Raw genomic sequence first — 24,946 nt, forward strand, 5'->3', positions numbered from 1 at the left:
CCTGCGGCGCTCCTGGCTTATCGTTACAACCTCGATTGTTTGCTTGTTCCTAGTCATATGCACAGTCCTATTCCTATCCGTAAGAATAGCGCATAGGCTGTGTCCGGTGAATCAGGGGGCTATTTCAGTCGCCGTGTTCGTGGGCGTGGTGTGGTTCGTGTGGACTCGTATAGCGGCCGATTTGCCGGAAGATTTCTTTGTTCGCTCGCGCGAATCTCTGAACACAAAGAAGGATGACGATGGCCGTCTACGCGATCACGGGTAAGCTCGGTAGCGGCAAGGGCAAGGCCGGTATTGATCAGATACGCCGCTATCTGCGGACCGGTAAGCGAGTCGCTACGAATTGCGATGTGTTCCTTGAGCACTTGATGCCGGAACGGGATCGTTCGACCGTTCTACGCATTCCTGATAAGCCTGCAGCGGTTGATCTGTACATGATCGGCAGTGGTAATCGCTATGTCGAGTTCGATCCCATCTTGCGCCATTCTCGTGACGCGATTACGGCGGTGGCCCCGTCGCCGCGGTTGCTCAAGGGCTTTGACGAATCCCACAATGGCGCGCTGGTTTTGGACGAGTGCGGGTCGTGGCTGAACACTCGGAATTTCCAAGACAAGGGCAGGGCGGAAATGCTTGAGTGGGCGATTCATGCACGTAAATACGGCTGGGACATTTTCTTCATCATGCAAAATATTTCGCAGGTGGATAAGCAGTTGCGAGATAGCTTGCTGGAATACGTTGTGAGGCTAAACCGGCTGGATCGTATGAAAGTTCCCGTCATCAGTGGTGCGCTCAAGTTGCTGACGGCTGGCGCTACTGAGGGAAATCTACCCCGCGTGCATATCGGCGTTGTCCGGTTGGGCTCCATGCCCGACGGGCTTGTCGCTGACCGTTGGGTGTTTCGGGGCGATGATCTGAATAACGCATACAACACCACGCAAGTTTTTTCGGACGCCTATCCGCACGGCACACATTGCTTGCTGTCGGCGTGGCATTTATCAGCCAGGGTCGGCGTGGCCGCTTCCTTTGTCGGCCCGGTTCGTCTGCAAGGGATGGATTCTGTGTTGCTGCGTCCCCGTGCCTTACCACTCAAACCAATTTCAAAGCATATGAACAAGTATTTGACCATGGCGCTGCTGTTGGGCTGCACGTTGGGCGCTGTCGGCTCGCGCTATTTCGCTCCCCGGTCGGTGGCTGCTGCCGGGATCGCGGGTGCAAAGGGGGCCGTGCCGGAATTCTCGGACAAACTTCATGTTGTCGGTGTAATACGCAACGGCGTTGCCGTCACCGTTACGCTCTCGGATGGCCGGGTTGTCTCGGCGCTGTCGTACCGATTCAAGGGTGATGAAGTAGAGGCGCAAATACCGGGCGGAACATGGGTGAGGGGAAATCTGTAATGCGTAAACTATTTATACTGTTTTATACAATTCCTGCATTGGCGTTTGCTGCGCCCGGCGTGTCATTTGATTTCGCCGCCGTGCCGGTTGGTGCATTCGCCCAAAGTACGTTCAAGGGGTTGCTGCATCGCGACTATGTGATGGCACCTGAACTACAGGGATCGGATCGTAAGATCAGCGTCAGTGTGGCAAATCTCGATCCGGCGCAGGTTCCCGAATTTGTTGAAGGCGTTTTGGCGCAACAGGGAATTGCCGTTGTTGAGCGTGGCGGGGTGTATTACCTTGGGCCGGTTAGCAAGGTTGCGGAGGATGGTGTTAAGCCGGTCGATGCTGGCAAGGGAAAGCAGGACGTTTTTCCGGTTCGGCATGGGCTGGACGTTGAGCGCGTTCCAGATCGGCGTGCGGCTGATTTGGAAACGGCAGTGTATGCGCCGGTAAATCGTGCGGGCGACTTCTTGGCCGCTGTAGTCGTCGGTGCTTTTGGCCCAAAGGCTGCGGTTGTGTCTGGCGGCTCTGTGGTGTTGACGGGCACGAAGGACGACATTGTAAAGATGCGGTCGTTGCTCGTGGCTGTAGATTCGTTGCCTAAGTTGGTTGATGTGTCCGCGTCGTGGGTTGAGGTGACGAGTACGGCGTCATCGGGGCGCGGTATATCACTGGTGGCGAAGGTGTTGGGCGAGCGCTTGTCGTTGCAGCTTGGTTCCGTGTCGTCGGGATCGGCGATCAGCTTCGGCAACGCGAATTTTCAACTAGTGCTTGATGCGCTCAACGCTGACAGCCGGTTTAGGCAGGTGTCGAATAGCCGGGTGGTCGGTGACGATTACGAAAAGCTTTTGCTGAGCGTTGGTGACGAGACGCCGACGGTGGGCAGCACGGGTAAAGACAATTCCGGCAATGCGGTGCAGAACATCGTGTATCGGCCATCCGGTGTGATTGTCGATGTGATTCCGAAGGTTTTGGGTAACGGGAAAATTCGGCTGACGGTGGACGGCCAGATCAGCAATTTCAAGGCCACTAGTACAGGCGTTACCGGCTCGCCCACGCTGATAAAGCGCCAGGTCAAAACCACAGTGACAGTGACTGATGGTGAGGTGTTGCTTATTGGTGGCTTGAACGATGTGCAGAACACGGACAGCATGTCTCGCTGGTCGTTCCTTCCGTCCAGTTGGGGCGCAAAGTCGCAGTCCTCGTCCGCGTCGGACTTGGTGCTAGTCCTGAGTGCGAAGGTTGCGGGCGCAAATTAATCGTGACAAGTCACGGGAAATAGGCAGCACGATATGAAGCAAGTAGAGGATACCCGGACGCTGGAATTGTTCGACCCGGCCAAGCGCGGACGTGGAAAGCCACGAGGCCCGGCCCCGGCCATGACGGCAGCACAGAGACAGCAAGCGCGGCGCGATAGGTTGGTGGAGGCTGGCAAGGGAATGTTGACTGTTGAGGTTTCGCAGGAAGTGATTGACGCCCTCGATGCGTTTGTGCGCTTCAAGGATGAAACGAAGGGGAGTGTGGTCGATCGGGTATTGCGAGATCGGTTGTTGCGCAAGCGGTGATGAGGCCACGGCGGAAAGTCACCAACCTGTCGCCACGCAAAGCACAAGCGGCCCGAAGGGCAAAATCTTTGGGGGCAATAGATACCGGCTGTGGCTGTTGAAGTAGCTGCAACCGAAGTAATGAGGCGTGCTGGCGGTCAACCCGCCATAGGTTCCAAAGTTTTAGCGGGCAGTCCGCCAGCGTGTTTAATGCCTCGCTGCTGCACGTTGGCTACCGGCCCCGCTCTGAAAGCCCGCAATGGCGGTTTGAGGCGTGGCGGCGGTTTTGATGAACGTGACGGGTGTGGTGGCGATTGCGCCGCTACCTGAGCGCAGCGCGGGGAGCGGCGCGAAAGCGCCGCCTAAACTTGTATTAGGGACACTTAAGAACAGCCACGGTAAACAGACGGATTCGCGGCGTTTCTAGAAGAAAAGATTTTCGGAAGTTGAAGGACAAAAAAAAAGCCCGGTAGTGGTCGAAACACTCCGGGCCTCGATCAACCTGCTACAACAGGAAAACCGATGTCGGTATTTGAAAGTAGTTTAGATGCGTTGTCAATCTCTCTTTCGCCGTTCTGCCTCGATACGGTCGAGCAAAAGCCGGAACACTGGTCAGACGATGGGGTGAGGGGTACATGGCAGGACACGTATACGGCCCGTAGGCGCGTTTTCTCTGATGGGCAGTGCGAAGTGTCGGTAACGAAAGATCGCCACTTTGTAGGCCCGGCAATTACGCGCAAACCGCGTGCAAAACGCGGCGAGTCTGAGAAGCGGGAAGAAAACGATGATGACGCTGGCCGCCGTGCAAAAAAGAAGGTGCGCGAGTGCTGCAAGGCCATCGGGGCGGATCGCATGGTGACGTTGACGTATCGGGAAAACATGGTTGACCGTGATACGGCACTGAAGCACTGGAAAGCCTTCTGTCGCAAGTTGGGTAAGCACAAGCAATTTCATTACGTGGCGGTCATTGAGGAACAGGAACGGGGCGCGCTGCATTTCCATGTAGCTGTCGCCGGTCGGCAGATGTATGCGCTGTTGCGGTCGATCTGGCAAGGCATTCTTGGCCGGGGCGATGACGGTCAACAAATGGGGCAGGTGAACGTGCGAGATCCGCATAAGTTCGGATTTGGGAAAAACGGCGCTCACAAGTTGGCGGGTTATATCGCCAAGTATTGCTCAAAGCAGATGCAGTGCCGGGGGCTGGATCAAAAACGCTATTTCCGCTCCAAAGGGATTGTGGTGCCGGAAGTTGACACTGTGCGCTTGCATTGCACAACGATGCTGGGCGCTGTCCAGGCTGCTTTCAGTATCGCGGCGCAGTACGGGCTTGAAGGCGTTCAATCGTGGCTTAACAACGGGTTGGGTGTGGTCTGGTTGTCGACTGCGCCTCGACCGATTGGGCAGGAAATGGAGTGCCCGTTCTGATTCTAAACGTCTTGGAACCTGCCACTCGATTCCTGCGGTTTAGGACTTTAATCAAGTTTGGTGGGGGCCGGATTTGCGTCAAGAATATCAGTCGATTAGTATTGCTGAAATGCAATTGGAGCTTTTCCCGTTCGATACGCTTGGGCAGGCGGAACGTCAGAACATTTACAGCCTGATCCGTAACAGCTACTGGTATCTACGGAATCTACGTTCTGGCAAATTTGGTCAGGCGAGGGCGCGCAAGGAATATCGGCGGGTTGAAGCCCAAAAAAAACGCCTGCTCATGGCAGGCGTATCAAAGCGTGAGGTCTTGGACTTGTTAAAGTGCTGCCGGTCGAAGTGCTCGCGGCACAAACAGCCTTTCAAACCATGTCCGTACTGTCCGTAAAACGCGCAGGGCTTCCAGATGCCATTTTACATAATATAAATTATGCGAAGGTATGCTATAAGATGCGGCCCCCGTAATTGGGTGCCGCAACCGTTTCCAGTTAGCTGTTATGGCCTGCCGTTATTTAGCCGCCTTGGCCCGCGCCGCGTGCAGTTTGCGGTAGCTGTCGATCTTGCGCTGGTGCCGTTCGAGTCCTTCCAGCTTCATGCTGGTCGGCGTCAGGCCGTGGAAACGCACGCTGCCGTCCACCGAACCCAACGCCGCGTCCATCCGCGCATCGCCAAACATGCGGCGGAAATTGACGGCGTATTCGTCCAGTTCCATGTCGTCGTCCAGCAGCACCTCCAGCACCGCCAGCATGGCCTGGTAAAACAATCCGCGCTCGACCGAGTTGTCGTTGTATTGCAGGAAGGCTTCCACCTGGTCTTTCGCCGCCTCAAAATCCTGCAGCGCCAGATTGATCAGCAGCTTCAGTTCCAGGACCGTCAACTGGCCCCAATCCGTATTCTCGTCAAATTCAATGCCGATCAAGGTGGCGACGTCGCTGTATTCATCCAGCTCGCTGTTTTCCAGGCGATCCAGCAACGCTTCCAGGCTGGCATCGTCCAGGCCATGAATATTCAGGATATCGGCGCGGAACGACAAGGCCTTGTTCGTGTTGTCCCAGATCAGGTCTTCCACCGGATAGATTTCCGAATAACCGGGCACCAGAATCCGGCACGCGGTCGCGCCCAATTGGTCGTACGCGGCCATGTAGACTTCTTTGCCCATGCCTTCCAGGATGCCGAACAAGGTCGCGGCTTCCTGGGCATTGGAATCCGCGCCCTGGCCAGAGAAATCCCATTCGACAAAATCGAAATCCGATTTGGCGCTGAAGAAGCGCCACGACACGATGCCGCTGGAATCGATGAAGTGTTCAACGAAGTTATTTGGTTCAGTCACGGCGTTGCTGACAAAGGTCGGCCGCGGCAAATCGTTCAAGCCTTCAAAACTGCGCCCCTGCAGCAATTCCGTCAGGCTGCGTTCCAGCGCCACTTCAAAGCTCGGGTGCGCGCCAAACGAGGCGAATACGCCGCCGGTACGCGGGTTCATCAGGGTCACGCACATCACCGGATACGTGCCGCCCAGCGAGGCGTCCTTCACCAGCACCGGGAAGCCCTGTTCTTCCAGCCCCTTGATACCGGCCACGATGCCCGGGTATTTCGCCAATACTTCCTGCGGCACGTCCGGCAAGGCCAGTTCGCCTTCCAGAATTTCGCGTTTGACCGCCCTTTCGAATATCTCCGACAAGCATTGCACCTGAGCTTCGACCAGCGTATTGCCGGCGCTCATGCCGTTGCTGACGAACAGGTTTTCCACCAGGTTGACGGGGAAATACACCGTTTCGCCGTCCGACTGGCGCACGAACGGCAACGAACAGATGCCGCGCTCCACATTGCCGGAATTGGTGTCGTACAGGTGCGAACCGCACAATTCGTCGTCGGGATTGTAGATTTCCAGGCAATATTCATCGAGGATGCCGGCTGGCAGCGCATCCTTGCGGCCAGGCTTGAACCAGCGCTCTTCCGGGTAATGGACAAACGCCGCGTTGGCGATGTCTTCGCCCCAGTATTCGCCGGCATAGAAGTGATTGCAGCTGAGCCGCTCGATATACTCGCCCAACGCGGATGCCAAGGCGCTTTCCTTGGTCGCGCCCTTGCCATTGGTGAAACACATCGGCGAGTGCGCGTCGCGGATATGCAGCGACCACACGTTGGGGACGATATTGCGCCACGAAGCGATTTCAATCTTGATGCCGAGGCCGGCCAACAGGCCCGACATATTGGCAATGGTTTGTTCCAGCGGCAAATCCTTGCCGGTGATATAGGTGCTCGCTTCCGAAGCCGGATTCAGCGTCAGCAAAGCCTGGGCGTCGGCGTCCAGGCTTTCCACCTCTTCGATCACAAATTCAGGGCCCGTCTGGACCACTTTCTTGACCGTGCAGCGGTCGATGGAGCGCAAAATACCTTCGCGGTCCTTGGCGGAAATATCCGCAGGTAACTCGACCTGAATCTTGAAAATCTGCTGGTAACGGTTTTCCGGATCGACAATGTTGTTCTGCGATAGGCGGATATTCTCGGTCGGAATATTGCGTGTTGTGCAATACAACTTTACAAAGTATGCCGCGCACAGGGCCGACGATGCCAAAAAATAATCGAATGGTCCCGGCGCCGAGCCATCGCCCTTGTAGCGGATAGGCTGATCGGCGATGACCGTGAAGTCATCGAACTTGGCTTCCAGACGTAGCTTGTCGAGAAAGTTGACCTTAATTTCCATGAGAATTCCAAACCGTGCTCAAAATGTTGTGGCCGCTATTATCGGCTCTTTTGAGCGCAGCGCATAGGCGTAGACCGCCTCGGCCTCAGTCCTGGCCTGCCATTGCCCGCAACGCTGGCATCCACGGGTTGGGCGACATTGTGGCGCAGGCTGCTATCGAGCTGTCTAGCCGGCGGGCTTGGCGCGGCGCTTCTTCGCGCCGCCCTGCGCGTTCAGGGCCGCCGCCGCGCGCACCAGTGCCTTGAACGCCTCGCCATCGACCGCGCTGCCCTCAGGGATGTCGATGGCGCGCCGGGCGTTGCCGTCCAGGCTGGAATTGAACAGCGCGGCCGGGTCGGCCAACGAAGCGCCTTTGAGAAACGTCAGCTTGACGACGGCCTTGTAGGTTTCACCCGTGCAAATGATGCCGTCGCTGGACCAAACCGGCGTCCCCATCCACTTGACCTCCTCCACCACGTCCGGCACGGCTTCATGGATCAGCGCGCGCATCCGGCTCAGGGTGGCGCCGCGCCAGTCGTCCAGCGTGGCGATTTTCTGGTCGATGATGGCGGTCGCCGCTGGCCCTTCGATGGGCGCCGTCGTCATGCGGCCTCCCGCGGCAGTACCTGTTCAAGCGCGTCGAAGAATTTTTGCCAGCCGAACTTGGCGCCTTGGTAAGCCTGTTCCTGGTCGGGACGGAATCCGGATTGCTCCATGCGCAAATGGGTGCCGCTGGACGAGGGTTCCAGGGTCCAGGTGACGATGCTTTCCAGTCCATAGGCGGACCAGGTGTAGGCCAGCGTGCGCTGCGGCTTCACTTCCGTCACGACGCAATCGACCGCGCCCCAGTCGGCCCGAAAATTGAAGCGGTGGCCCGCCACTGGCAGGAAATCGTTTTGCATCAGCCAGGCGTCGAGCCGATGCGGCTGGGTCAAAGCGCGCCAGAGTCTTTCTGGCGGATGGGGAAAGTCCCGTTCGACGACAACGGTACGTAGTTCTTGTGCGGTGGCGTTCATTGGTCGATCCTTTTCAGTAAGTCTTCCAAGTCATCGAACCGGTTTTCCCAGAATCGGGTCATCTGGTTGGTCCAATCCAGCAATGGCGTCAGTGCGCCGGGGCGTGCGCTGTAGTGGGTCTGGCGTCCGGCATGGCGGTCCAGCACGAGGCCAGCTTGCTTCAGTATGGCGAGATGCTTGGACACGGCCGGCTGTGAAACCCGCGCATGGCCAGTTAGCGCGCCAACGGTTTGTTCACCGCCCGCGCACAGTTGTTCAAAGATGGCGCGCCGCGTGGGATCGCTCAGTGCCCGGAACAGCGCATCTTGCATCGTGGTCATGATAATCCATAGCTCTCAGGTTATGGATTAAACTATAGCCAAATGGTTATGGATTTTCAAGCCGTTTTGAATTGCTATTTTAATACCACCATCCGGAACGCGCGCGCAGCGCACGCGGCTCGGGTTCAGTTCAGGTAGATGTCGCGCCGCAGCCGCTCCATCTGCTGCTGGTGGCGTTCGGCCCAGCGCCGGGCGTCGTCCAGTTGGCGTTCGGTGCGCTGCAGGTAATCGGCCACGTCGCGCCGCTCCTGCTCGCGCCGGCGGTCCTGTTTCTGGGTTTCGTCGTTGACGGGACGGTCCTTGTTGTCCAGATTGGCGCGGATGTCGCGTTCGATGCGGCCCAGGCGCCCGCGCGCCTCGCGCATGCGGCCCGCCAGCTCGTCCACGTCGCTGACGGCGCGGTTATATTTGGCGGCCGCCACTTCGTAATCCTGGCCGCTGAGATAGGCGCGCTTCATCTGGTTGCGCCCTGGATCGCGGCACACTTCAAACGCCATGCCGGCGCCATGCCGCCCCAGGTCAAAGGCGTTCTCGGGGTTGCAGTAGCGGGCGTTCTGCTCATCCCAGGCGGCCGTGTACAGCTCACGCGTGCGCGGGATCACGAACACGCCATCGCGCGCGGCGTTGGCCATGCGGTCCTCCAGCTGGAATGGGCGGCCATAGCCGTCGTCCTGGCCCGCCTTGCGCCAGTAGTCGACCAATCGGTTTTCCCAACTCTGGCGGTATTCGGCCTCATACACCTTCAGTCCCTTGCCCCGCGCCTCGGTGCGGCGCTGGTTGAAGTCCTTGCCCGATACGGCGTCCTGGGTGCCCAGGTTCCTCCAGTAGTTGACGATTTCCGCGTTCCATGCAGCGCGGTAAGCATCCTCCTGCACCTGCACGCCCGCCGCGCGGGCGGCGGCGGCGCGCGATTTCAATTCGGTATCGGGCACGCCGTTGCGGGCATCGGTGTAGCCGGCATCCTGCCAGTAGGTGCGGTTGCCCGTCTGCCAGCCACTCGCGTAACTGGCGTCGTCAAAGCGCTGCCCCTGCTGCGCGGCGCGGTTGCGGGCGGCGTCCTTGGCCGATGCCGGCTTGCCATCGGTGCCGTCACGCTTGCCCTGTCCGTTCCAGTAATCGGCATTCCCGTTCATCCAACCGGCATCGTAGGCGGGACGATTGGCGGGCGTATGGCGTTTTTGCACTTCCTCGCTGGCCGCGTGGCGCTCATAGGTGGACTGGGGCAGCGCCTGGCGGCCGTCGCTCACGCCACGAGCGGCCCAGAAATCCCAGTTGCCCTGCGCCCAACCGGCCAGATAGCCGGCCGCCGCGTCGCCCTGCCCTTTGGCGCCGTCATGGCTGTCGCAGAAATCCTTACGTTCGACGAATTTCTGACTTTCGCCCGCCGCGCCATCCTTGTGGCCGATGGTGTTCCAATCGCCGGCCTTGCAATCGGCGATGCGCTCCATCGTGGCCTGACAACCGCCCAGCAGCAGCGGCAGTGCGAGGATCAGCGGTGTGCTCCAGCGGGGTAGACGATTCATGATTTCGACGTATGGTTATTGGCCGGCTGATTATAGTGGAATTCACTTGTATAAAACATCACCCGGCGGCCAGGGTGACATCGAACGTCACCTGCACACACAGGCCGGGGCCGTCCTCGCAATTGCCCAGTGTGATGCCGCCCAGGTTGCGCTGCGCCGCCCGTTCCGCGATCGCCAGTCCCAGCCCGCTGCCCGGCTGATCCTGGTCGGGCAACCGGTAGAAGCGCTCGAACACCTTGCGCTGCGCCGCAGGGGCAATGCCGGGGCCTTCGTCGCGTACTGCCAGCATGATCAGCCCAGCGTCGGCCGTGATGCTCACGGCCACGCGTCCACCGTCAGGCGAATATTTGATGGCGTTGCCGACCACATTGTCGATGAGGGCCGCCATGCTTTCCCGGTGCAGATACATGGCGCACAGGTCGGGCGCCTGCAATTCCAGCTCGATCTGGCGGGCCGCCGCCAGCGGCCCAGCCAGCGCCAGACGGTCGCACACCAGCTGCACCAGGTCGAGCGCCTGTCGCGGCGCCGCGTCGCTATCGGGTCCCGATCTGGCCAGGGCCAGTAACTGGTGCACGGTGTGGGTGGCGCGCCGCACGCCTTGCCGCAAGCCCTCGCCCGCCTCCTGTATGCGTTGCGGCGTGTGGGCGTGGGCCAACGCGTCGGCGTTGATCTGGATGATGGACAGTGGCGTTTTCAACTCATGGGCCGCATCGGCCAGGAACTCCTGTTCCCGCTCCAGCCGTTCCACCAGACGCCGCATGAGCCGGTTGACGGAAGCCACCAGCGGCGATAATTCACGGAATGGCGACGGCGCCAGCGGCGTCAGGGCGTTCGCGGAGCGCTCCTCGATCTCGGCCACGATGCCACGCAATGGGCCCAGGCCCACGCGGACGATGTACCAGGCAGGCAGCAGCAGGAACGGCAGACTGAATAGCAAGGGCGCGAGGTAATAGCCTATGCTCGACGTCTGCAGCAACCATTCGCCTATCACTTGGGTCGCCATGCGCACGGTGACGCCGGTGGCGGGATCCGATTCCTCAGCGACCACCCAGCCATCGGGCAGCGGCGGGCGCTGCGGCGCGATGCCGGCCACCGTGGCGGTGATCGGGCCGGCGTCGCCGGACGCGTACACCAGCTGGCCGCGCCGCCACACCTGTGTTTGCAGCGCCGGTACGTACCAGCCCAGTTCCCGGTACAGGGCGTAATGCAGCGCCTCCATCTTGCGCACCAAAGGAGCGATCTCCTCTGGCGGACGGCTATCCACGGTCTGCATCAACACCAGGATGCGCAAGGCACTGGCGCGCAGCTCGCGCTGCATGTCGCGTTGCTTGGTGGTGCGTGTCTCGTGGATGTCCCACGCCAGGTTGGCCAGCCAGATGACCAGCACCACGCCAAAGAACCCCAGCATCAGGCGCCGGAACAGCGAGCGTTCGGGCAGTCCGGTCATTTGTCGATCACGTAGCCCACGCCACGCACGGTGCGGATGTAGCCATCGCCTATTTTTTGCCGCAGGTGCGACATATGCACGTCCAGGGTCTGGCCCTCGCCTTGCGGCAGGGCGCGCGCCTCCAGCTCACGCCGGGTCAGCACCCGTTCCGGATAGCGCATCAGGGACAACAGCAACTCAAACTCCGTCTTGGACAGGTCCACGCCTGCGCCGGCGCGCGTGAGCACGCGGCGCCGTTCGTCCAGCGCGAGATCCTTGATCCGCCACACCAGTTCTCCCGTCTCGCTCCAGCCGGTGGCGCGCCGCACCACCGCACGCAACCTGGCCAGCAGTTCGGAGACGGCGAATGGTTTGACCAGATAGTCGTCGGCGCCCCGGTCCAGTCCCCGCAACCGGTCTTCCAGGCTGTCGCGCGCCGTGATGACGAGGATCGGCAGGGTCTCGCCATCGGCCCGCAACTGGCGCAGCAGGTCGATCCCGTTCCCATCGGGCAGCCCAAGGTCGAGCAGCACCGCGTCGAACCGGTCGCTGGCGATACGCTGGCGCGCGTCGGCGCCGCGCCGCAGCCACAACACATCCTGGCCCTCGTCTTGCAGCGACGATTGCAGGGCCTTGCCAAGTTCCAGGTCATCTTCGACCAGGCAAATTTTCATGTCTCTATTCCAGTACCGCGTGAAGGCCGCTATGTACGCATCTTGACGGCCACCTGTCAACGGGCCCGGCCCGCCGAAAATATAGGAAAACTTAAGGTTGCCTTGCGCAGGCATTTAGAAAGAGTAGGGATAATAGCCGGTCAGGTCAACCATGCCGCGCCGAGAGATCAGGGAGAACAGATGCCGTCCGCAGCAACCCAACGCCAGTCAGGCCCACAGGAAATCACCTTTCCGGTTCAAGCGCCGCCGCAACGTGTGCTGGCGCTGGACGCGTTTCGCGGCGTGACGATCCTGCTCATGATCTTCGTGAACGCGCTGGCCGGCGTCCGGGGCGTCCCCGCATGGCTGGAGCACGCACCGCTCGGGATGGATGGGATGACCGTGGCCGACGTGGTTTTCCCCGCCTTCCTGTTCATCGTCGGCATGTCGATTCCCATCGCGACGGCGCGTCGCCTTGCGGTGGGCGACACCTCGTGGCAACTGGCGCAGCACATCGTGGGCCGTACCGCGGGACTGCTGGTGCTGGGCGTATTCATGGTCAACGCCGAAAGCGGGTTTAACGAAGCGGTCATGGGCATGTCCATCCATGTGTGGTCGCTGCTGTTCTACGGCTCTGCGCTGCTGGTCTGGCATGGCCAGACATTCCGGCGGCCTGGCACGGGCGTGGCGCTACGCGTATCCGGTGCGATCGCCCTGTTGGTATTGGCGATGCTGTATCGCGGCGGAACGGATGGCGCGCAGCGGCTGGCACCGCAATGGTGGGGCATCCTGGGCTTGATCGGCTGGGCCTACCTGATCGCCAGCACGCTGCACCTGCTGTCGCGCGACCGGACGATGGCCCTGGCGGGCGCGGCGGCGGGCTGCATCGGATTCTACTGCGCGGCCCAAACCGGCGCATTTGGCTTGCTGGCGGGCCAGTCGGGCAACGCGATACACGCCGCCATCGTGCTGTGTGGCGTGCTCATGACCCGCATCTTCCTGGCGCCCGGCCTGCCGGACATCCCCCAGCGCTACCGCCACGCCCTGCTGTTCGCGGCGGTCTTGCTGGCATCCGGCTACGTACTGCGCCCATACTTCCCTATTTCAAAGATCGCGGCGACGCCAAGCTGGGCCTTGTACAGCGCCGCGATCTGCGTGGCCAGCTTTGGCGTGTTGTATTGGCTGGTCGACCTGCGGCGCATCCAGCGCTGGACCACCCTGCTGCGGCCAGCCGCGGCGAATCCACTGTTGACCTACATCGTGCCCTACATCGTCTATGCCTTGGCGCAGTACTGCCGTCTTACGCTGCCAGACACGCTCAACGCGGGTGTGCCCGGCATGCTGGCGGCGCTCGCCTACGCCTGCGCCGTTGTCGCTGCAATACCCATCCTCAACCACATGCGCATCACCCTGCGCCTGTAACTCCACTCCCCCACTCTTGATAACCTGCCATGCTGCCTGCCTCCCGCATTTCCTCTATCGACGCCCTGCGTGGCCTGACCGTCGCCGCCATGCTGCTGGTGAACGACGCCGGCGACTGGTCCCATGTCTATCCATGGCTGGAACACGCCGAATGGCACGGCGCCACGCCGGCCGACTTCATCTTCCCGTTCTTCATGCTCATCGTCGGTATCTCGCTCCAGCTCGCGCTGGGGGCCAAGATCGAGGCACGGGCGCCGGCCCGGCCGATGGCGCGCGCTGTGCTGGTGCGCGGCGCCCGCATCTTCGCGCTGGGATTGGCCTTGCACGCAGCCGCCGCACTGCTGTTGCATGGCCGCGACTTCCGCCTGTTGGGCGTACTGCAACGGATAGGCATCTGCTTCGCGCTGGCGGGCCTGCTGGCCATATACGTGCCCCGGGCGCGGGCGCAATGGGCCATCCTGGCCGCCATCCTGGCCGGCTACTGGGCCTTGCTCATGGCGGGCGGCTCGCTGGCTCCGGATCTGAATCTGGCCGACCGCCTCGACACGGCGTTGCTGGGCCACCTGGCCTATCAGTTCAACCCTGCCACCGGACTGGCCCACGACCCCGAGGGCTTGCTCAGCACCCTGCCGTCGCTGGCCACTGTCATCCTCGGCATGCGCGCGGGCGCGTGGCTGCGGGCGCGCGATTTGCGCGCGCTGCTGACGGGTGGGCTGGCGGCGACGGCCATCGGCGCCCTGTGGTCGCTGGTACTGCCGTTGAACAAGCAGCTGTGGACACCGTCGTTTGTCTTGTGGATGGGCGGACTGGGGATGCTGGCAGTGGGGCTGGCGCATTATTTGATCGACCGCAAGGGCTGGCCGGACTTGGGGCGGTGCCTGGGCATCAACGCGATCGCCGCTTACGCGGGCGCGTGGCTGGCCACCTGCCTGCTGGAAGGCAGCGGTGCCATGCAACCGTTGTATGACGCCATATTCCTGCGCCCGCTGGCATCCCTGACAGGTCCGTTCCTGCCGTCGCTGCTGTTCGCCGCAGCTTTCACCGGCCTGTTCTGGCTGGCCATGCATGGTTTCGAGCGGCGCGGCTGGCGTATCACGGTCTAGCCACCTGGTTGGCGGCCTCGACCTGAGCCGCGCTGTCGGGCGCCCGCCAACCGCGCCCGTATGTGATCTTTCCCCAATTGGCTATAATCAGCAGCCCGATTTCCCGCCATTTGAACGAAAGTGTGACGATGATTCCTACCCTTGGCGTTCGCGCCTGCCGCCTTGCCTGCGCCGCCATGCTGCTGGCCGGCGCCCTGCCCGTCCACGCGGACGATCTGTTCACCGTGATCGAGAACAAACCGCTCAAGGAAGTGTGGCTCAATCCCGGCTTCTATTCCTACCACTTCCAGCGCGACAAAAACCTCAACGACAGCAATCCCGGCCTGGGCGGCGAATACCGTTTTTCCACCGTGGCGTCGGTGACGGCGGGCCGCTTCTACAACAGCGACCGTTTCTATTCGAATTACGCGGGGGTGTATTACCAGCCGTTCGCGTTCGGGCCGGTACGGCTGGGCGCCGTGGCCGGCGGCTTCAATGGCTATCCCAAAATGCGTAACGGCGGCTGGTTCCTGGCCGCCATTCCCACCCTGAGCGCCGAATACAAAAGCGTGGGCGTCAACGTGGCCATCGTGCCAACTTACAAGGATAGGCTGTACGGCGCCATCTCGGTCCAGCTCAGACTGAAAGTGTTCGAGTAAGCACGCGAAAAGCCGCCACAAGGCGCATGGCCCTGTGGCGGCTTGCGGTTTCATTCAATGCCGCGAGCGCGACGACACGGCCACGTGTTCGAGGATGTGCGGTGGCACGGCCGCGTAATGCTTGAACTCCATGGTGTAGGTGGCGCGGCCCTGGGAGAGTGAACGCAGCGTGGTGGAGTAGCCGAACATCTCGGCCAGCGGTACCAGCGCGCGGATAATCTTACCGCCACCGCCGGGGATCTCGTCCATGCCCTGCACCATGCCGCGCCGCGAAGTCAGGTCGCCCATGGCGTTGCCCATGAATTCCTCCGGCGTTTCCACTTCCACATGCATCATCGGCTCCAGCAGGATGGGATCGGCGCGCTTCATGCCATCCTTGAACGCGATCGAGCCGGCCATGCGGAACGCGTTCTCGTTCGAGTCCACGTCGTGGTAGGAGCCGAAGGTCAGCGTCACCTTCACGTCCACCACCGGGTAGCCGGCCAGCACGCCGTTCTGCAGCGTCTCCTGCACGCCCTTGTCGACGGCCGGGATGAACTCGCGCGGCACCACGCCGCCCTTGATCGCGTCGACGAATTCATAGCCCTTGCCGGCCGCCAGTGGCTCCAGCGACAGCACCACATGGCCGTATTGGCCCCGGCCGCCGGATTGCTTGATGAACTTGCCCTCGATGTCCTGCACGGATTTGCGTATCGTCTCGCGGTAGGCCACCTGCGGTTTGCCCACCGTCGCTTCCACGCCGAACTCGCGGCGCATGCGGTCGACCAGGATTTCCAGGTGCAGTTCACCCATGCCGGACATGATGGTCTGGCCCGACTCCTCGTCCGTGCGCACGCGGAACGACGGGTCTTCCTGCGCCAGCCGGCTCAGGGCGATGCCCATCTTTTCCTGGTCGGCCTTGGTCTTCGGTTCCACCGCCTGCGAAATCACGGGCTCGGGAAAGGTCATCTTTTCCAGCACGATGACGTGCTCGGGCGAGCACAGGGTGTCGCCCGTGGTCACGGCCTTGAGGCCCACGGCGGCCGCGATGTCGCCCGCGTACACCTCCTTGATTTCCTTGCGTTCGTTGGCATGCATCTGCAGGATGCGGCCCAGGCGCTCGCGCTGGCCCTTGGTGGGGTTGTACACGGTATCGCCCGAATTGACCACGCCGGAGTAGACCCGGAAGAAGGTGAGTTGGCCCACGAACGGATCGGTCATGATCTTGAAGGCGAGCGCCGAGAACGGATCGGCGTCGTCGGGATGGCGCTCGATCACATTGTCCTGCTCGTCGTGGCCGGAGATGGCGGGCACGTCCAGCGGCGACGGCAAATATTCGATCACCGCGTCCAGCATGGCCTGCACGCCGCGGTTCTTGAAGGCGCTGCCGGCCAGCATGGGCACGATCTCGTTGCGGATGGTGCGCTGGCGCAGGCCGGATTTGATCTCCTCCTCCGTCAACGGCTCGCCGTTCAGGTATTTTTCGATCAGCTCAGGGGTGGCCTCGGCGGCCGCCTCCACCATCTTGTCGTGCCATTCGGCGGCCAGCGCCTGCAGATGGGCGGGAATGTCCTCATAGGTGAACTTCACGCCCAGGCTGGCGTCGTCCCAGTTGATGGCGCGCATCTTGACCAGGTCCACCACGCCGTGGAAGTCATCCTCGGCCCCCAGCGGAATCTGGATCGGCACGGCCACGCCCTTCAGGCGGTCGGCGATCTGCTGGCGCACGCGGAAGAAGTCCGCGCCCACCCGGTCCATCTTGTTGATGAAGGCGATGCGGGGCACGGCGTATTTATTCGCCTGGCGCCACACGGTTTCCGATTGCGGCTGTACGCCGCCCACGGCGTCGTACACCATCACGGCGCCATCGAGCACACGCATGGAGCGCTCGACTTCGATCGTGAAATCGACGTGGCCGGGGGTATCGATGATGTTGATGCGGTGTTCGGCGAAATTGCCCGCCATGCCTTTCCAGAAGGCGGTGGTGGCGGCCGAGGTGATGGTGATGCCCCGCTCCTGCTCCTGCTCCATCCAGTCCATGGTCGCGGCGCCATTGTGCACCTCGCCGATCTTGTGATTGACGCCGGTGTAGAACAGGATGCGCTCGGTGGTCGTGGTCTTGCCCGCGTCGATGTGGGCGCTGATGCCGATGTTGCGGTAACGCTCGATAGGTGTCTTGCGGGTCATCACATTCTCCTTGAACGACGACAGCCGACGACGGCGAGGTCGTGCTTAAATTCTAACAGCATTGGAGAACTGAAGTATGGGATGACGGCGCAATTTCAAGGTGGCGCGCAAACGGGACCGCTTACCGTCCTGGCGCGCCCCGCAGCAATCGGGCCGGCAGCATGACGACGGCGCGCAGCAGCTCGAAGACGGCTTCCACCCCGATGCCCACCAGCCGGAACGGCAGCATGATCAGCCACACGATGGGATAGAGGAATAGCGCCAGCAAGGCCAGCGGCCAGCACAGGACCAGCAACAGCAACCACAACATGAAACTCAGCATGACAACGCTCCCGCGACCGTGAATCGAGTACCAGGCGTCACTGTATGCCGCCCGCCGGGCACGGGCAATCGTCATGCGACCGGCTGCGGCCAGATGCGATGAGTGGTTGGAATTGGGGGGCGAACAGAGGGAAAGCGGGCCCTACGCCAACTCGGGCGAGCAGCCCGCCATGGCGGGATTACTGGCCCACGCAAATGATCTTGGTGACGTATTCGCGGGCGTTGGGCTTCTTCTTGGTCGCCCATTCGATGGCCTGGTTGGCTTCGGTGATCGTCATCACGGTCGCCTTGTCTTTCGACTTGATGAAGGACACGCCCTCGAACGCACCGGTCTTGCCGCGCATGACCTTGGCGAAAACGGGCGGTTTGGTGTCGCCATCGCTGACTTTGTTTTGCTGCACCAGGTAGCGCTGGTCGACTTCTTTCTGCTGTTCCATATTTATTCGTCTTGCATATCAAGTGTGAAAGACGAAGTATAAGCCCCCGGCGCGCGCCGGGGGCGATTCCCGACGATCAGGCGTAGGCTGGAACGAACTGCACCGGCTGGTGCGCCGCCTCGTACAGGATTTCCGCCGTCAACGACGCTTGCAGCGATGGAATGGCGCCGCCCGCGCGGTACTGGAAACTCACTTGCAGCACGTCACCCTCGCTGGCCCGCACGGGAACGGCCAGCGGCAAGGTCATGTAGTGGTTGAGCCAGTCGATGGTGGTCGAGCGTTCACTGACGACGGCCAGGATGTTCTTGGTGACAAAGCGCATGGCGTTGATCTGCCCGCTCCGCTCGACGACGAATTTGCCCTGCCAGGCATACATCAGCTCGTTGGGCTGGCTGAAATCGATGATGCTGTAGACGGCCGGCTGCGCCATTTCCACGGTGCCGGAATAGACGGCCGTGGTTTCCTGGAACTGCACGATGGGGGCATAAAAGCCTTCAAAATCATATTCTTGCTGCAATGGCTGCACGGCCATGATCACCGCTTCCGGCAGGAATACGGGCAGCGGGCCGCCAAAGCGCGCGGCATAGCGGCGCTTGAACGACTCGATCACTTCCACCTGCTTCTCGCGCAGCATGCCGACGTGGATCATCTCGCAGATCACCACATCGACCGGCTCAGGCGGCAGGTATTCGAACGCGTCGGCATGGATCACCTCGACCTTGTGGCCGTTGGCGTTCAGCGCGAGCATCTTGCGCGCTTCCTTGACCATGTCCGGATTGAATTCGACGCAATACACCTTGTCCGCCTTGGCGGCGGCGAACCAGGACAGCACGCCCGTGCCGCCACCCAGTTCCAGCACCTTGGCGCCGGGCTTGACCGCATAGTCGATGGCCGACTTGAAACCATGCATGCGGTTTTGATCCATCAGCATATTGTGATGGTAGTGGACTGGAATGAATTGCCCCAGATAGCAGCTTTCGATCTCGCGTTCGTTCAGCATGGTTGTCCCTTGTTGGATCGTATTGCAAATCGTCAATACGGCGGGATCATTATCGTCAACCCTGGGGCTGGACCAAGCGGGGATCTGAGCGGGGAAAACCCGCCAATTCCCAGTTTGTCACATGACGAACGTCAGGTCTTTAACGTTTGGCGGCGCTGGCCAGGTGTTTGCGGATGGTTTCCGCGATCCAGGGCTTGTCGGCCTTGGTGGCAAATTCGGCCGCCGTCTGGTGGTAGGCGCCGTCTTTCAGGGTGGCATCCGCGCCCCGCTCCAGCAGTAACTGGACGGCCGCTTCCTGACCTTCACGGGCGGCCAGCATCAACGGCGTCAGGCCGCTGGGGGATGGCGCGTCGACCGTCGCATGGCGTTCCAGCAGCAGCTTGATGATATCGGTGCTGTTGGCGGCGGCCGCGTAATGCAGCGCCGTCCAGCCGGATTGGTTGACGGCCGCGCCCTTGCCCAGCAAGGTCAGCACGGCCGGTTTGTTCTGGCGGAAAGCGGCCATCATCAGCGCCGTGTTGCCGTTAGGCGCGCGGGCCTCGATCTGGATGCCGGGTTGGGCCAATAGCAGGTCCAAGGTGTTCATCGCATCGTAGCGCATGGCGACGATCAAGCCCGTCTCGCCTCGCTCCGGTTCCCTTACGTTGGGATCCAGCCCCTGGGACAGCGCGCGTTTGACCGGTCCCACATTGTCGAGCTGAATGGCACGGAAGAAGCTCACCGCCCGTTCATCGTCGGCCGCGAAAGCGACGGGGATGGCCAGCGACAAGGCGGCGGCCATCAGCAAGCGGCGTGTCGAGATACGAGTTGCCATGACGAGCTCAGCGTACGATGTTGAAAAGGTTGAAGAAATTGTCCGTCGTCTGCTGCGCCACTTGCTCGACCGGCACGCCTTTCAGCTTGGCGATGAACTCGCCCACGTGGGCCACGAAGCCCGGTTCGTTCATCTTGCCACGGTGCGGCACGGGGGCCAGATAAGGCGAATCCGTCTCGATCAGGATGCGCTCCAGCGGCACTTCCAGTGCCACGGCCTGCAACTCCTTGGCGCTCTTGAAGGTCACGATGCCGGAGAACGAAATATAGAACCCCATGTCGATGGCGGCGCGCGCCACCTCAAGCGACTCGGTGAAGCAATGCATGACGCCGGCCACGCCGCCCGCTTCCGTCCCCGCGCCCTCCTCGCGCATGATGCGGATGGTGTCCTCGCTGGCGGAACGGGTGTGAATAATCAAAGGCTTGCGGGTGACTCTTGACGCCTTGATGTGGGTGCGGAAGCGCTCGCGCTGCCATTCCAGGTCGCCCGTCAGGCGGAAATAGTCGAGGCCCGTTTCGCCGATGGCGATGATCTTCGGATGGTCGGCCAGCCGGACCAGGCCTTCCACGCTCGGTTCCGGCGTGTCCTCGTAATCGGGGTGCACGCCGACCGAGGCGTAAATGTGGGGATATTGTTCGGCCAGGGCCAGCACTTGCGGGAAGTCCGGCAAGTCGACCGACACGCACAGCGCATGGCTGACTTTGTTTTCCGCCATCTTGGCGAGGATTTCAGGCATGCGAGCGGCCAGCTCGGGGAAATTGATGTGGCAATGAGAATCGATATACATGGCGTGATTGTATCGTGTTTCCCATGCCGCGTTACAGGCGCGACAGCCGCCGACCTGGAGATATACCTTGATCTATCCTCCTTCGGAACATAGCATGAATGGTATACCCCACGATCAGGAGTCAAGATGCGCCACGTTGCAAAACTATTTATGAACGGTCGCAGTCAAGCCGTGCGCCTACCGTCAAATTTCCGCTTTGATTGCACGGAAGTTTATATTCGCAAAGACCCCACCACAGGCGACGTGATCCTGTCAAAGCGGCCAGGATCGTGGGATGAATTCTTCAAACTGGTGAAAGCGGCCGATGTCCCCGCCGATTTCATGGACGACCGTGACCGTACTCCGCCCCAAGAACGCGATCTCTTTTGATCCAGTCTATCGCCATGGTAAACGATCTGGGGACAGCGCCGCGGCCCATGCCACCGCTGTGGGTGCCACCCTCATCACCAATGACAAGGCGTTTTACAGGATCAGGCCAGCCCTCAAGCTGGAAGACTGGACCTTGCCGCCTGAATAGCGGCGCGCGTGTTCAAGCCACGCGCTTGCCGAGAATGATCAGGTCGCGCTCGACGCCGTCCAGGTTGGCCACCCGCGGCAGATTGGCCCAGGTTTCGAAGCCGTATTTGCGGAACAGGCCCAGGCTGGGCGCGTTGTGGCCGAAGATGAAGCCCAGCAGCGTATGCACCTGGATCTGCGGCGCGAAGGCGATGGCCTGCTCCAGGCCATAACGGCCCACGCCCTTGCCGCGCCACGCTTCGTCGATGTAGATCGACACTTCCGCCGTGCCCGCGTACGCCGGCCGGCCGTAGAAATTCGAATACGAAATCCAACCCAGCACGGCCGGACTGGCGCTGTCGTCGCCGACGGCCTCGATCACCCACAGCGGACGCCGGTCCGGCGCATGGTCATTGAACCAGTGCACGCGCGATTCGACCGAGACGGGTTCCGTGTCGGCCGTCACTTCGCGCGAGGCGACGGTGCTGTTGTAGATGGCCACAATGGTGGGCAGGTCGGCCAGTGTGGCCAGGCGGTGACGGAAAGCGGACATGGGAACAGAAAGAAGTTACAGCGTATGGGTGGCGCGCGACGAACGCAGGGCGGCGCCGAGGATTTCCTCGATGCGCAAGCGTGCGCGCTGGCCGCTCTCGTCGTCGGGGAAATGCACACCGATGCCTTGCGCCTTGTTGTTATGGGCGCCCGGCGGGGTGATCCAGGCCACCTTGCCGGCGATGGGGTACTTGTTGGCATCGTCCATCAGCGCGAGAATCAGGTAGATCTCGTCGCCCAGTTTGTACGGTTTCTGGGTCGGCACGAACATGCCGCCATTTTTCAGGAAGGGCATGTAGGCGGCGTACAAGGCCGCTTTTTCCTTGATCGCGAGCGACAATACCGTGGGCCGGGCGACGGGCGCGGCGTTCGGGTCGACAGGGCTAGCGCTCATGCATTTCCTTTCAGGCACAGCATGCCGCGTAATCGAGCAGCATGTCTTCAATGAACAGCTTGGGCGACAGCGGATGGTCGGCCGTCGCCCGGCGCTCGTTGGCCGACTTCAGCGCGGCCAGCAGACGGCTGACGTGGATCTTGTCGGCCAGGCTCGCCAGTTCCTTGCGGTAGCGCGGATAGTAACGGATATTTCCCGCCAGTTTGTAGGAAAACATGTCATAAAGCCAGCGCTGCATCCAAGAAACTTGGGCCGCGAGCGGAACTTTCTGCAACTTGTCGGCTGTTTTCAACGCGCCTTCCACGCTCGGACGGGCCAGCAATTGCAGCAAGGTGTCCATATCGTCGCGGTTGCCCGTCTCGGCCTGGGCCAGCGCGGCCAACGGCGAACCGCCCTGCTCGCGCAGCCAGCTGTCGGCGTCGGCCACGCCTTGCGCCTGCAACCAGGCCAGCGCCTGTGCATGGGATGGCATGGGCAGCGCGAACTTGCGGCAGCGCGACAGGATGGTGGGCAGCAGCCGGTCCAGGCTGTTCGAAGCGAGCAGGAATACGGTGCCGGGCGGCGGTTCTTCCAGCGTCTTGAGCAGCGCGTTCGAGGCGGGCATGTTGAGCGCCTCGGCCGGGTACAGCACCACCACGCGCAAGCCCTGGCGGTGGGTGGAAATGTTCATGAAGTCGGCCAGATTGCGGATCTGCTCGATCTTGATCTCTTTGGATGGCGCCTTGGACGACTTGGCTGTCTTTTTCGTGTCAGCGTCGCCGCCCTCCTCGCCTTCGGCCGACGGTTCGTCTTCCAGCGCTTCGGGACGCACGCGCCGGTAGTCGGGGTGGTTTTGTTGCGAGAACCAGCCGCAAGACACGCACTGGCCGCAGGCATGGCCGTCCGGCAGCACGGCTTCGCACAACAGGCCCTGGGCGAAACGCTCGATGAAGTCGGATTTGCCGATGCCGGCCGCGCCGTGGAACAGGATGGCGTGCGGCATGCGCGGGCGCAGCAGCTGAAGCTGGCGCCAGGCGTCTTCCTGCCACGGGTAAATGGAATTGCTCATCAGTAGTATTCTGTTTTAAAACAAACGCTTATGCAATGGCTTTAAAGTTAAAGTATTGCATCAAGCAGCGCCGCCAGTTGCAACTGGATGGCGGCGATGGTCTGGGTCGAGTCGATCACGCGGAAACGTGCCGGGAACTGGGCGGCGCGGCGCAGGTATTCGGCACGGGCGGCGGCGAAGAAGTCCGCCTTTTCCTGTTCGAATTTGTCGAGCGCGCGGGTGGCGTCCAGCCGGGCGCGCGCCACTTCCAGCGGCACGTCGAACAGCAAGGTCAGGTCCGGCTGCAAATCGGGATGCACCCACTGCTCCAGCGCGTCGAGCTTGTCGCGCCCCAGGCCACGGCCGCCGCCCTGGTAGGCGAAACTGGCGTCCGTGAAACGGTCGGAAATGACCCAGGCGCCGCTGGCCAGCGCCGGTTCGATCACTTGGGCCAGGTGCTCGCGGCGGCTGGCGAACATCAGCAAGGCTTCCGTCTCCAGGTGCATTTTCTCGTGCAGCACCAGTTCGCGCAGCTTTTCCCCCAGCGGCGTGCCGCCCGGCTCGCGCGTGCTGACCAGTTCCAGGCCCCGCTCGCGCAGGTAGGACGACACGAAGCCGATGTGGGTGGATTTGCCGGCGCCGTCGATGCCTTCGAAACTGATGAATTTGCCGCGTGCTTGAGTCATGTAGCGCTACTGCCTATCGTTGATATTGGTTGACCGCCCGGTTGTGGTCGGTCAGGTTGTCGGAGAACTGGCTGGTGCCGTTGCCACGCGAGACGAAATACAGGGCCGGGCTCTTGGCCGGCGCCAGCGCCGCCGCCAGCGACTGCACGCCGGGCAAGGCGATCGGCGTGGGCGGCAGGCCGGCGCGGGTGTAGGTATTGTAGGGCGTGTCCGTTTCCAGGTCTTTTTTACGGATCTTGCCGTCGTACTTGTCGCCCATGCCATAGATCACGGTGGGATCGGTCTGCAGCAGCATGCCCAGCTTGAGGCGGTTCACGAACACGGCGGCGATCATGTTGCGCTCGGATTTCTGCCCCGTTTCCTTTTCCACAATGGAAGCCATGGTCAGGGCCTCGTACGGCGTCTTGTACGGCAGCGCCGGATCGCGCTTGCTCCACGCATCGCCCAGACGGGTCAACATGGCCGCATGGGCCTGCTTGAGCACCAGCAGGTCGCTGGAGCCTTTGGGGAACAGATAAGTGTCGGGGAAGAACAAGCCTTCAGGCCGTTTGAAATCGGTATCGATCTGCGCCATCAGTGCCTGGTCGGACAGGTCGGCCGTGTCATGCTTCAAGCCTTTGCTGGCGGCCATGGCCTGGCGCATCTGGCGGAACGTCCAGCCTTCGATGATGGTCAGCGTTTCCTGGGCGAATTCGCCCTTGACCAGCTGCTCCATCAGGCGCAGCGGCGTGGTGCCCGGCTTGAGCTCGTAAGCACCCGCCTTCAGCCGCGCGCTGGACGACGTGACGCGGGCCAGCAGGTTGAACAGCAAAGGTTCCAGGGGCACGCCGGCGTCGGCCATTTGCTGGCCGGCCGCGTGGGCGCCGCTGCCGGGGGCGACGGTGAATTCCACCGGTGGGCCATCGTCCGGCGTAATGGGACTCTGCGCCCACCAGGCGAAGTAGCCGCCTGCCACGAGCGCGGCGATCAAACCAAAGCCAATCAATCTTTTAATGAGGGACATCATGTACAAGTCTTAGGTTATATCTGCATAGTGGACCAGAATCGCCCGGCATGCCAACCTCCCGGCGCGCCAAAATTGGGGCATCTCCGGCGCGAAATTGGCGGGATCACTATAATGAGCCCGTAATGATAA

Annotated in this window: 26 protein-coding genes; 8 read left to right on the top strand and 18 right to left on the bottom strand. The window is 61.5% G+C overall.

From position 1 onward, the window contains the following. Window positions 1-239: 239 nt before the first annotated feature. The 4 genes from H3H39_RS11120 to H3H39_RS11135 all read left to right on the top strand — a co-directional run bounded on the left by H3H39_RS11120 (window position 240) and on the right by H3H39_RS11135 (window position 4,348). Window positions 240-1,394 carry a zonular occludens toxin domain-containing protein gene (locus H3H39_RS11120; protein WP_182153462.1) on the top strand — a complete coding sequence of 385 codons (1,155 nt, stop codon included), beginning with the start codon at window positions 240-242 and terminating at the stop codon, window positions 1,392-1,394. Beyond that, entirely contained in the window at window positions 1,394-2,638 is a 1,245-nt protein-coding gene (locus H3H39_RS11125) for a type II secretion system protein GspD (RefSeq protein ID WP_182153463.1), read from the top strand. The genes H3H39_RS11120 and H3H39_RS11125 overlap by 1 nt, the downstream gene beginning before the upstream one ends. 33 nt (window positions 2,639-2,671) lie before the next feature. Continuing rightward, window positions 2,672-2,944, top strand: a complete 273-nt coding sequence (locus tag H3H39_RS11130; protein WP_182153464.1) for a hypothetical protein — start codon at window positions 2,672-2,674, stop codon at window positions 2,942-2,944. Between the two features lie 501 nt (window positions 2,945-3,445). Then, window positions 3,446-4,348 carry a rolling circle replication-associated protein gene (locus H3H39_RS11135; RefSeq protein ID WP_220461519.1) on the top strand — a complete coding sequence of 301 codons (903 nt, stop codon included), beginning with the start codon at window positions 3,446-3,448 and terminating at the stop codon, window positions 4,346-4,348. 508 nt (window positions 4,349-4,856) lie between these two features. Here the strand turns inward: H3H39_RS11135 and H3H39_RS11140 are convergent. The 7 genes from H3H39_RS11140 to H3H39_RS11170 all read right to left on the bottom strand — a co-directional run bounded on the left by H3H39_RS11140 (window position 4,857) and on the right by H3H39_RS11170 (window position 11,990). Beyond that, window positions 4,857-7,052 (bottom strand): OsmC domain/YcaO domain-containing protein, encoded by a 2,196-nt coding sequence (locus H3H39_RS11140; RefSeq protein ID WP_182153465.1) that lies wholly within the window; start codon window positions 7,050-7,052, stop codon window positions 4,857-4,859. A 165-nt stretch (window positions 7,053-7,217) separates the two neighbouring features. After that, window positions 7,218-7,637, bottom strand: a complete 420-nt coding sequence (locus H3H39_RS11145) for a DUF1801 domain-containing protein (protein WP_182153466.1) — start codon at window positions 7,635-7,637, stop codon at window positions 7,218-7,220. Beyond that, entirely contained in the window at window positions 7,634-8,047 is a 414-nt protein-coding gene (locus H3H39_RS11150; RefSeq protein WP_182153467.1) for an SRPBCC family protein, read from the bottom strand. The genes H3H39_RS11145 and H3H39_RS11150 overlap by 4 nt, the downstream gene beginning before the upstream one ends. Then, the gene (locus H3H39_RS11155; RefSeq protein ID WP_182153468.1) at window positions 8,044-8,367 is read right to left on the bottom strand and encodes an ArsR/SmtB family transcription factor; all 324 of its coding nucleotides are present in this window, start codon (window positions 8,365-8,367) and stop codon (window positions 8,044-8,046) included. The genes H3H39_RS11150 and H3H39_RS11155 overlap by 4 nt, the downstream gene beginning before the upstream one ends. Before the next feature lie 125 nt (window positions 8,368-8,492). Further along, the gene (locus H3H39_RS11160) at window positions 8,493-9,890 is read right to left on the bottom strand and encodes a DUF2799 domain-containing protein (RefSeq protein WP_182153469.1); all 1,398 of its coding nucleotides are present in this window, start codon (window positions 9,888-9,890) and stop codon (window positions 8,493-8,495) included. A 58-nt stretch (window positions 9,891-9,948) separates the two neighbouring features. Beyond that, on the bottom strand, window positions 9,949-11,337 hold the full coding sequence (locus H3H39_RS11165) for a sensor histidine kinase (protein ID WP_182153470.1): 1,389 nt from the start codon (window positions 11,335-11,337) through the stop codon (window positions 9,949-9,951). Further along, window positions 11,334-11,990: a response regulator transcription factor gene (locus H3H39_RS11170; RefSeq protein WP_182153471.1), complete on the bottom strand. Its 657-nt coding sequence runs from the start codon at window positions 11,988-11,990 to the stop codon at window positions 11,334-11,336. The genes H3H39_RS11165 and H3H39_RS11170 overlap by 4 nt, the downstream gene beginning before the upstream one ends. 180 nt (window positions 11,991-12,170) lie before the next feature. Between H3H39_RS11170 and H3H39_RS11175 the strand changes: the two genes are divergently transcribed. From H3H39_RS11175 to H3H39_RS11185, 3 genes are all read left to right on the top strand, one after another. Then, window positions 12,171-13,391, top strand: a complete 1,221-nt coding sequence (locus H3H39_RS11175) for a DUF5009 domain-containing protein (protein ID WP_182153472.1) — start codon at window positions 12,171-12,173, stop codon at window positions 13,389-13,391. 29 nt (window positions 13,392-13,420) lie between these two features. Then, the gene (locus H3H39_RS11180) at window positions 13,421-14,494 is read left to right on the top strand and encodes an acyltransferase family protein (protein WP_182153473.1); all 1,074 of its coding nucleotides are present in this window, start codon (window positions 13,421-13,423) and stop codon (window positions 14,492-14,494) included. 128 nt (window positions 14,495-14,622) lie between these two features. Next, window positions 14,623-15,132, top strand: a complete 510-nt coding sequence (locus H3H39_RS11185) for a hypothetical protein (protein ID WP_229217992.1) — start codon at window positions 14,623-14,625, stop codon at window positions 15,130-15,132. A gap of 54 nt (window positions 15,133-15,186) precedes the next feature. On the opposite strand, the gene fusA is transcribed toward H3H39_RS11185, so the two are convergent. The 6 genes from fusA to H3H39_RS11215 form a co-directional block, all read right to left on the bottom strand. Further along, on the bottom strand, window positions 15,187-17,298 hold the full coding sequence (gene fusA / locus H3H39_RS11190) for an elongation factor G (RefSeq protein WP_182153474.1): 2,112 nt from the start codon (window positions 17,296-17,298) through the stop codon (window positions 15,187-15,189). Between the two features lie 121 nt (window positions 17,299-17,419). Further along, window positions 17,420-17,620 carry a hypothetical protein gene (locus tag H3H39_RS11195; protein ID WP_182153475.1) on the bottom strand — a complete coding sequence of 67 codons (201 nt, stop codon included), beginning with the start codon at window positions 17,618-17,620 and terminating at the stop codon, window positions 17,420-17,422. 178 nt (window positions 17,621-17,798) lie between these two features. Further along, window positions 17,799-18,056, bottom strand: coding sequence for a hypothetical protein (locus tag H3H39_RS11200; RefSeq protein ID WP_182153476.1), 258 nt, complete (start codon window positions 18,054-18,056; stop codon window positions 17,799-17,801). Between the two features lie 76 nt (window positions 18,057-18,132). Next, window positions 18,133-19,056, bottom strand: a complete 924-nt coding sequence (locus H3H39_RS11205; RefSeq protein ID WP_182153477.1) for a class I SAM-dependent methyltransferase — start codon at window positions 19,054-19,056, stop codon at window positions 18,133-18,135. A gap of 139 nt (window positions 19,057-19,195) precedes the next feature. Further along, window positions 19,196-19,870: an ankyrin repeat domain-containing protein gene (locus tag H3H39_RS11210; RefSeq protein ID WP_182153478.1), complete on the bottom strand. Its 675-nt coding sequence runs from the start codon at window positions 19,868-19,870 to the stop codon at window positions 19,196-19,198. A gap of 7 nt (window positions 19,871-19,877) precedes the next feature. Beyond that, complete coding sequence (locus H3H39_RS11215) at window positions 19,878-20,657, bottom strand: TatD family hydrolase (protein WP_182153479.1); 780 nt, start codon at window positions 20,655-20,657, stop codon at window positions 19,878-19,880. Window positions 20,658-20,783: 126 nt separating this feature from the next. On the opposite strand from H3H39_RS11215, the gene H3H39_RS11220 reads away from it, so the two are divergent. Beyond that, complete coding sequence (locus tag H3H39_RS11220) at window positions 20,784-21,026, top strand: antitoxin (protein WP_182153480.1); 243 nt, start codon at window positions 20,784-20,786, stop codon at window positions 21,024-21,026. Between the two features lie 160 nt (window positions 21,027-21,186). Here the strand turns inward: H3H39_RS11220 and H3H39_RS11225 are convergent, their stop codons facing one another. From H3H39_RS11225 to mltG, 5 genes are read right to left on the bottom strand one after another with little or no spacing between them, the layout of a single operon-like run. Next, on the bottom strand, window positions 21,187-21,705 hold the full coding sequence (locus H3H39_RS11225; protein ID WP_182153481.1) for a GNAT family N-acetyltransferase: 519 nt from the start codon (window positions 21,703-21,705) through the stop codon (window positions 21,187-21,189). 15 nt (window positions 21,706-21,720) lie between these two features. Continuing rightward, window positions 21,721-22,098, bottom strand: a complete 378-nt coding sequence (locus tag H3H39_RS11230) for a PilZ domain-containing protein (protein WP_182153482.1) — start codon at window positions 22,096-22,098, stop codon at window positions 21,721-21,723. A gap of 10 nt (window positions 22,099-22,108) precedes the next feature. Continuing rightward, a complete protein-coding gene (locus H3H39_RS11235) occupies window positions 22,109-23,146 on the bottom strand; it encodes a DNA polymerase III subunit delta' (RefSeq protein ID WP_182153483.1) in 1,038 nt (345 codons plus the stop codon). A 47-nt stretch (window positions 23,147-23,193) separates the two neighbouring features. After that, complete coding sequence (gene tmk, locus H3H39_RS11240; protein ID WP_182153484.1) at window positions 23,194-23,811, bottom strand: dTMP kinase; 618 nt, start codon at window positions 23,809-23,811, stop codon at window positions 23,194-23,196. A gap of 13 nt (window positions 23,812-23,824) precedes the next feature. Beyond that, window positions 23,825-24,814: an endolytic transglycosylase MltG gene (mltG, locus tag H3H39_RS11245; protein ID WP_182153774.1), complete on the bottom strand. Its 990-nt coding sequence runs from the start codon at window positions 24,812-24,814 to the stop codon at window positions 23,825-23,827. Window positions 24,815-24,946 lie beyond the last annotated feature (132 nt).

It is taken from the genome of Rugamonas apoptosis (genome assembly GCF_014042355.1).
In the GTDB taxonomy this organism is placed as follows: domain Bacteria; phylum Pseudomonadota; class Gammaproteobacteria; order Burkholderiales; family Burkholderiaceae_D; genus Rugamonas; species Rugamonas apoptosis.

What these genes read in the sequence shown, in the direction of transcription:
- H3H39_RS11120 (WP_182153462.1), top strand. Translation starts at nt 240, where the DNA reads ATGGCCGTCTACGCGATCACGGGTAAGCTCGGTAGCGGCAAGGGCAAG.
- H3H39_RS11125 (WP_182153463.1), top strand. Translation starts at nt 1,394, where the DNA reads ATGCGTAAACTATTTATACTGTTTTATACAATTCCTGCATTGGCGTTT.
- H3H39_RS11130 (WP_182153464.1), top strand. Translation starts at nt 2,672, where the DNA reads ATGAAGCAAGTAGAGGATACCCGGACGCTGGAATTGTTCGACCCGGCC.
- H3H39_RS11135 (WP_220461519.1), top strand. Translation starts at nt 3,446, where the DNA reads ATGTCGGTATTTGAAAGTAGTTTAGATGCGTTGTCAATCTCTCTTTCG.
- H3H39_RS11140 (WP_182153465.1), bottom strand. Translation starts at nt 7,052, where the DNA reads ATGGAAATTAAGGTCAACTTTCTCGACAAGCTACGTCTGGAAGCCAAG.
- H3H39_RS11145 (WP_182153466.1), bottom strand. Translation starts at nt 7,637, where the DNA reads ATGACGACGGCGCCCATCGAAGGGCCAGCGGCGACCGCCATCATCGAC.
- H3H39_RS11150 (WP_182153467.1), bottom strand. Translation starts at nt 8,047, where the DNA reads ATGAACGCCACCGCACAAGAACTACGTACCGTTGTCGTCGAACGGGAC.
- H3H39_RS11155 (WP_182153468.1), bottom strand. Translation starts at nt 8,367, where the DNA reads ATGACCACGATGCAAGATGCGCTGTTCCGGGCACTGAGCGATCCCACG.
- H3H39_RS11160 (WP_182153469.1), bottom strand. Translation starts at nt 9,890, where the DNA reads ATGAATCGTCTACCCCGCTGGAGCACACCGCTGATCCTCGCACTGCCG.
- H3H39_RS11165 (WP_182153470.1), bottom strand. Translation starts at nt 11,337, where the DNA reads ATGACCGGACTGCCCGAACGCTCGCTGTTCCGGCGCCTGATGCTGGGG.
- H3H39_RS11170 (WP_182153471.1), bottom strand. Translation starts at nt 11,990, where the DNA reads ATGAAAATTTGCCTGGTCGAAGATGACCTGGAACTTGGCAAGGCCCTG.
- H3H39_RS11175 (WP_182153472.1), top strand. Translation starts at nt 12,171, where the DNA reads ATGCCGTCCGCAGCAACCCAACGCCAGTCAGGCCCACAGGAAATCACC.
- H3H39_RS11180 (WP_182153473.1), top strand. Translation starts at nt 13,421, where the DNA reads ATGCTGCCTGCCTCCCGCATTTCCTCTATCGACGCCCTGCGTGGCCTG.
- H3H39_RS11185 (WP_229217992.1), top strand. Translation starts at nt 14,623, where the DNA reads ATGATTCCTACCCTTGGCGTTCGCGCCTGCCGCCTTGCCTGCGCCGCC.
- fusA (WP_182153474.1), bottom strand. Translation starts at nt 17,298, where the DNA reads ATGACCCGCAAGACACCTATCGAGCGTTACCGCAACATCGGCATCAGC.
- H3H39_RS11195 (WP_182153475.1), bottom strand. Translation starts at nt 17,620, where the DNA reads ATGCTGAGTTTCATGTTGTGGTTGCTGTTGCTGGTCCTGTGCTGGCCG.
- H3H39_RS11200 (WP_182153476.1), bottom strand. Translation starts at nt 18,056, where the DNA reads ATGGAACAGCAGAAAGAAGTCGACCAGCGCTACCTGGTGCAGCAAAAC.
- H3H39_RS11205 (WP_182153477.1), bottom strand. Translation starts at nt 19,056, where the DNA reads ATGCTGAACGAACGCGAGATCGAAAGCTGCTATCTGGGGCAATTCATT.
- H3H39_RS11210 (WP_182153478.1), bottom strand. Translation starts at nt 19,870, where the DNA reads ATGGCAACTCGTATCTCGACACGCCGCTTGCTGATGGCCGCCGCCTTG.
- H3H39_RS11215 (WP_182153479.1), bottom strand. Translation starts at nt 20,657, where the DNA reads ATGTATATCGATTCTCATTGCCACATCAATTTCCCCGAGCTGGCCGCT.
- H3H39_RS11220 (WP_182153480.1), top strand. Translation starts at nt 20,784, where the DNA reads ATGCGCCACGTTGCAAAACTATTTATGAACGGTCGCAGTCAAGCCGTG.
- H3H39_RS11225 (WP_182153481.1), bottom strand. Translation starts at nt 21,705, where the DNA reads ATGTCCGCTTTCCGTCACCGCCTGGCCACACTGGCCGACCTGCCCACC.
- H3H39_RS11230 (WP_182153482.1), bottom strand. Translation starts at nt 22,098, where the DNA reads ATGAGCGCTAGCCCTGTCGACCCGAACGCCGCGCCCGTCGCCCGGCCC.
- H3H39_RS11235 (WP_182153483.1), bottom strand. Translation starts at nt 23,146, where the DNA reads ATGAGCAATTCCATTTACCCGTGGCAGGAAGACGCCTGGCGCCAGCTT.
- tmk (WP_182153484.1), bottom strand. Translation starts at nt 23,811, where the DNA reads ATGACTCAAGCACGCGGCAAATTCATCAGTTTCGAAGGCATCGACGGC.
- mltG (WP_182153774.1), bottom strand. Translation starts at nt 24,814, where the DNA reads ATGTCCCTCATTAAAAGATTGATTGGCTTTGGTTTGATCGCCGCGCTC.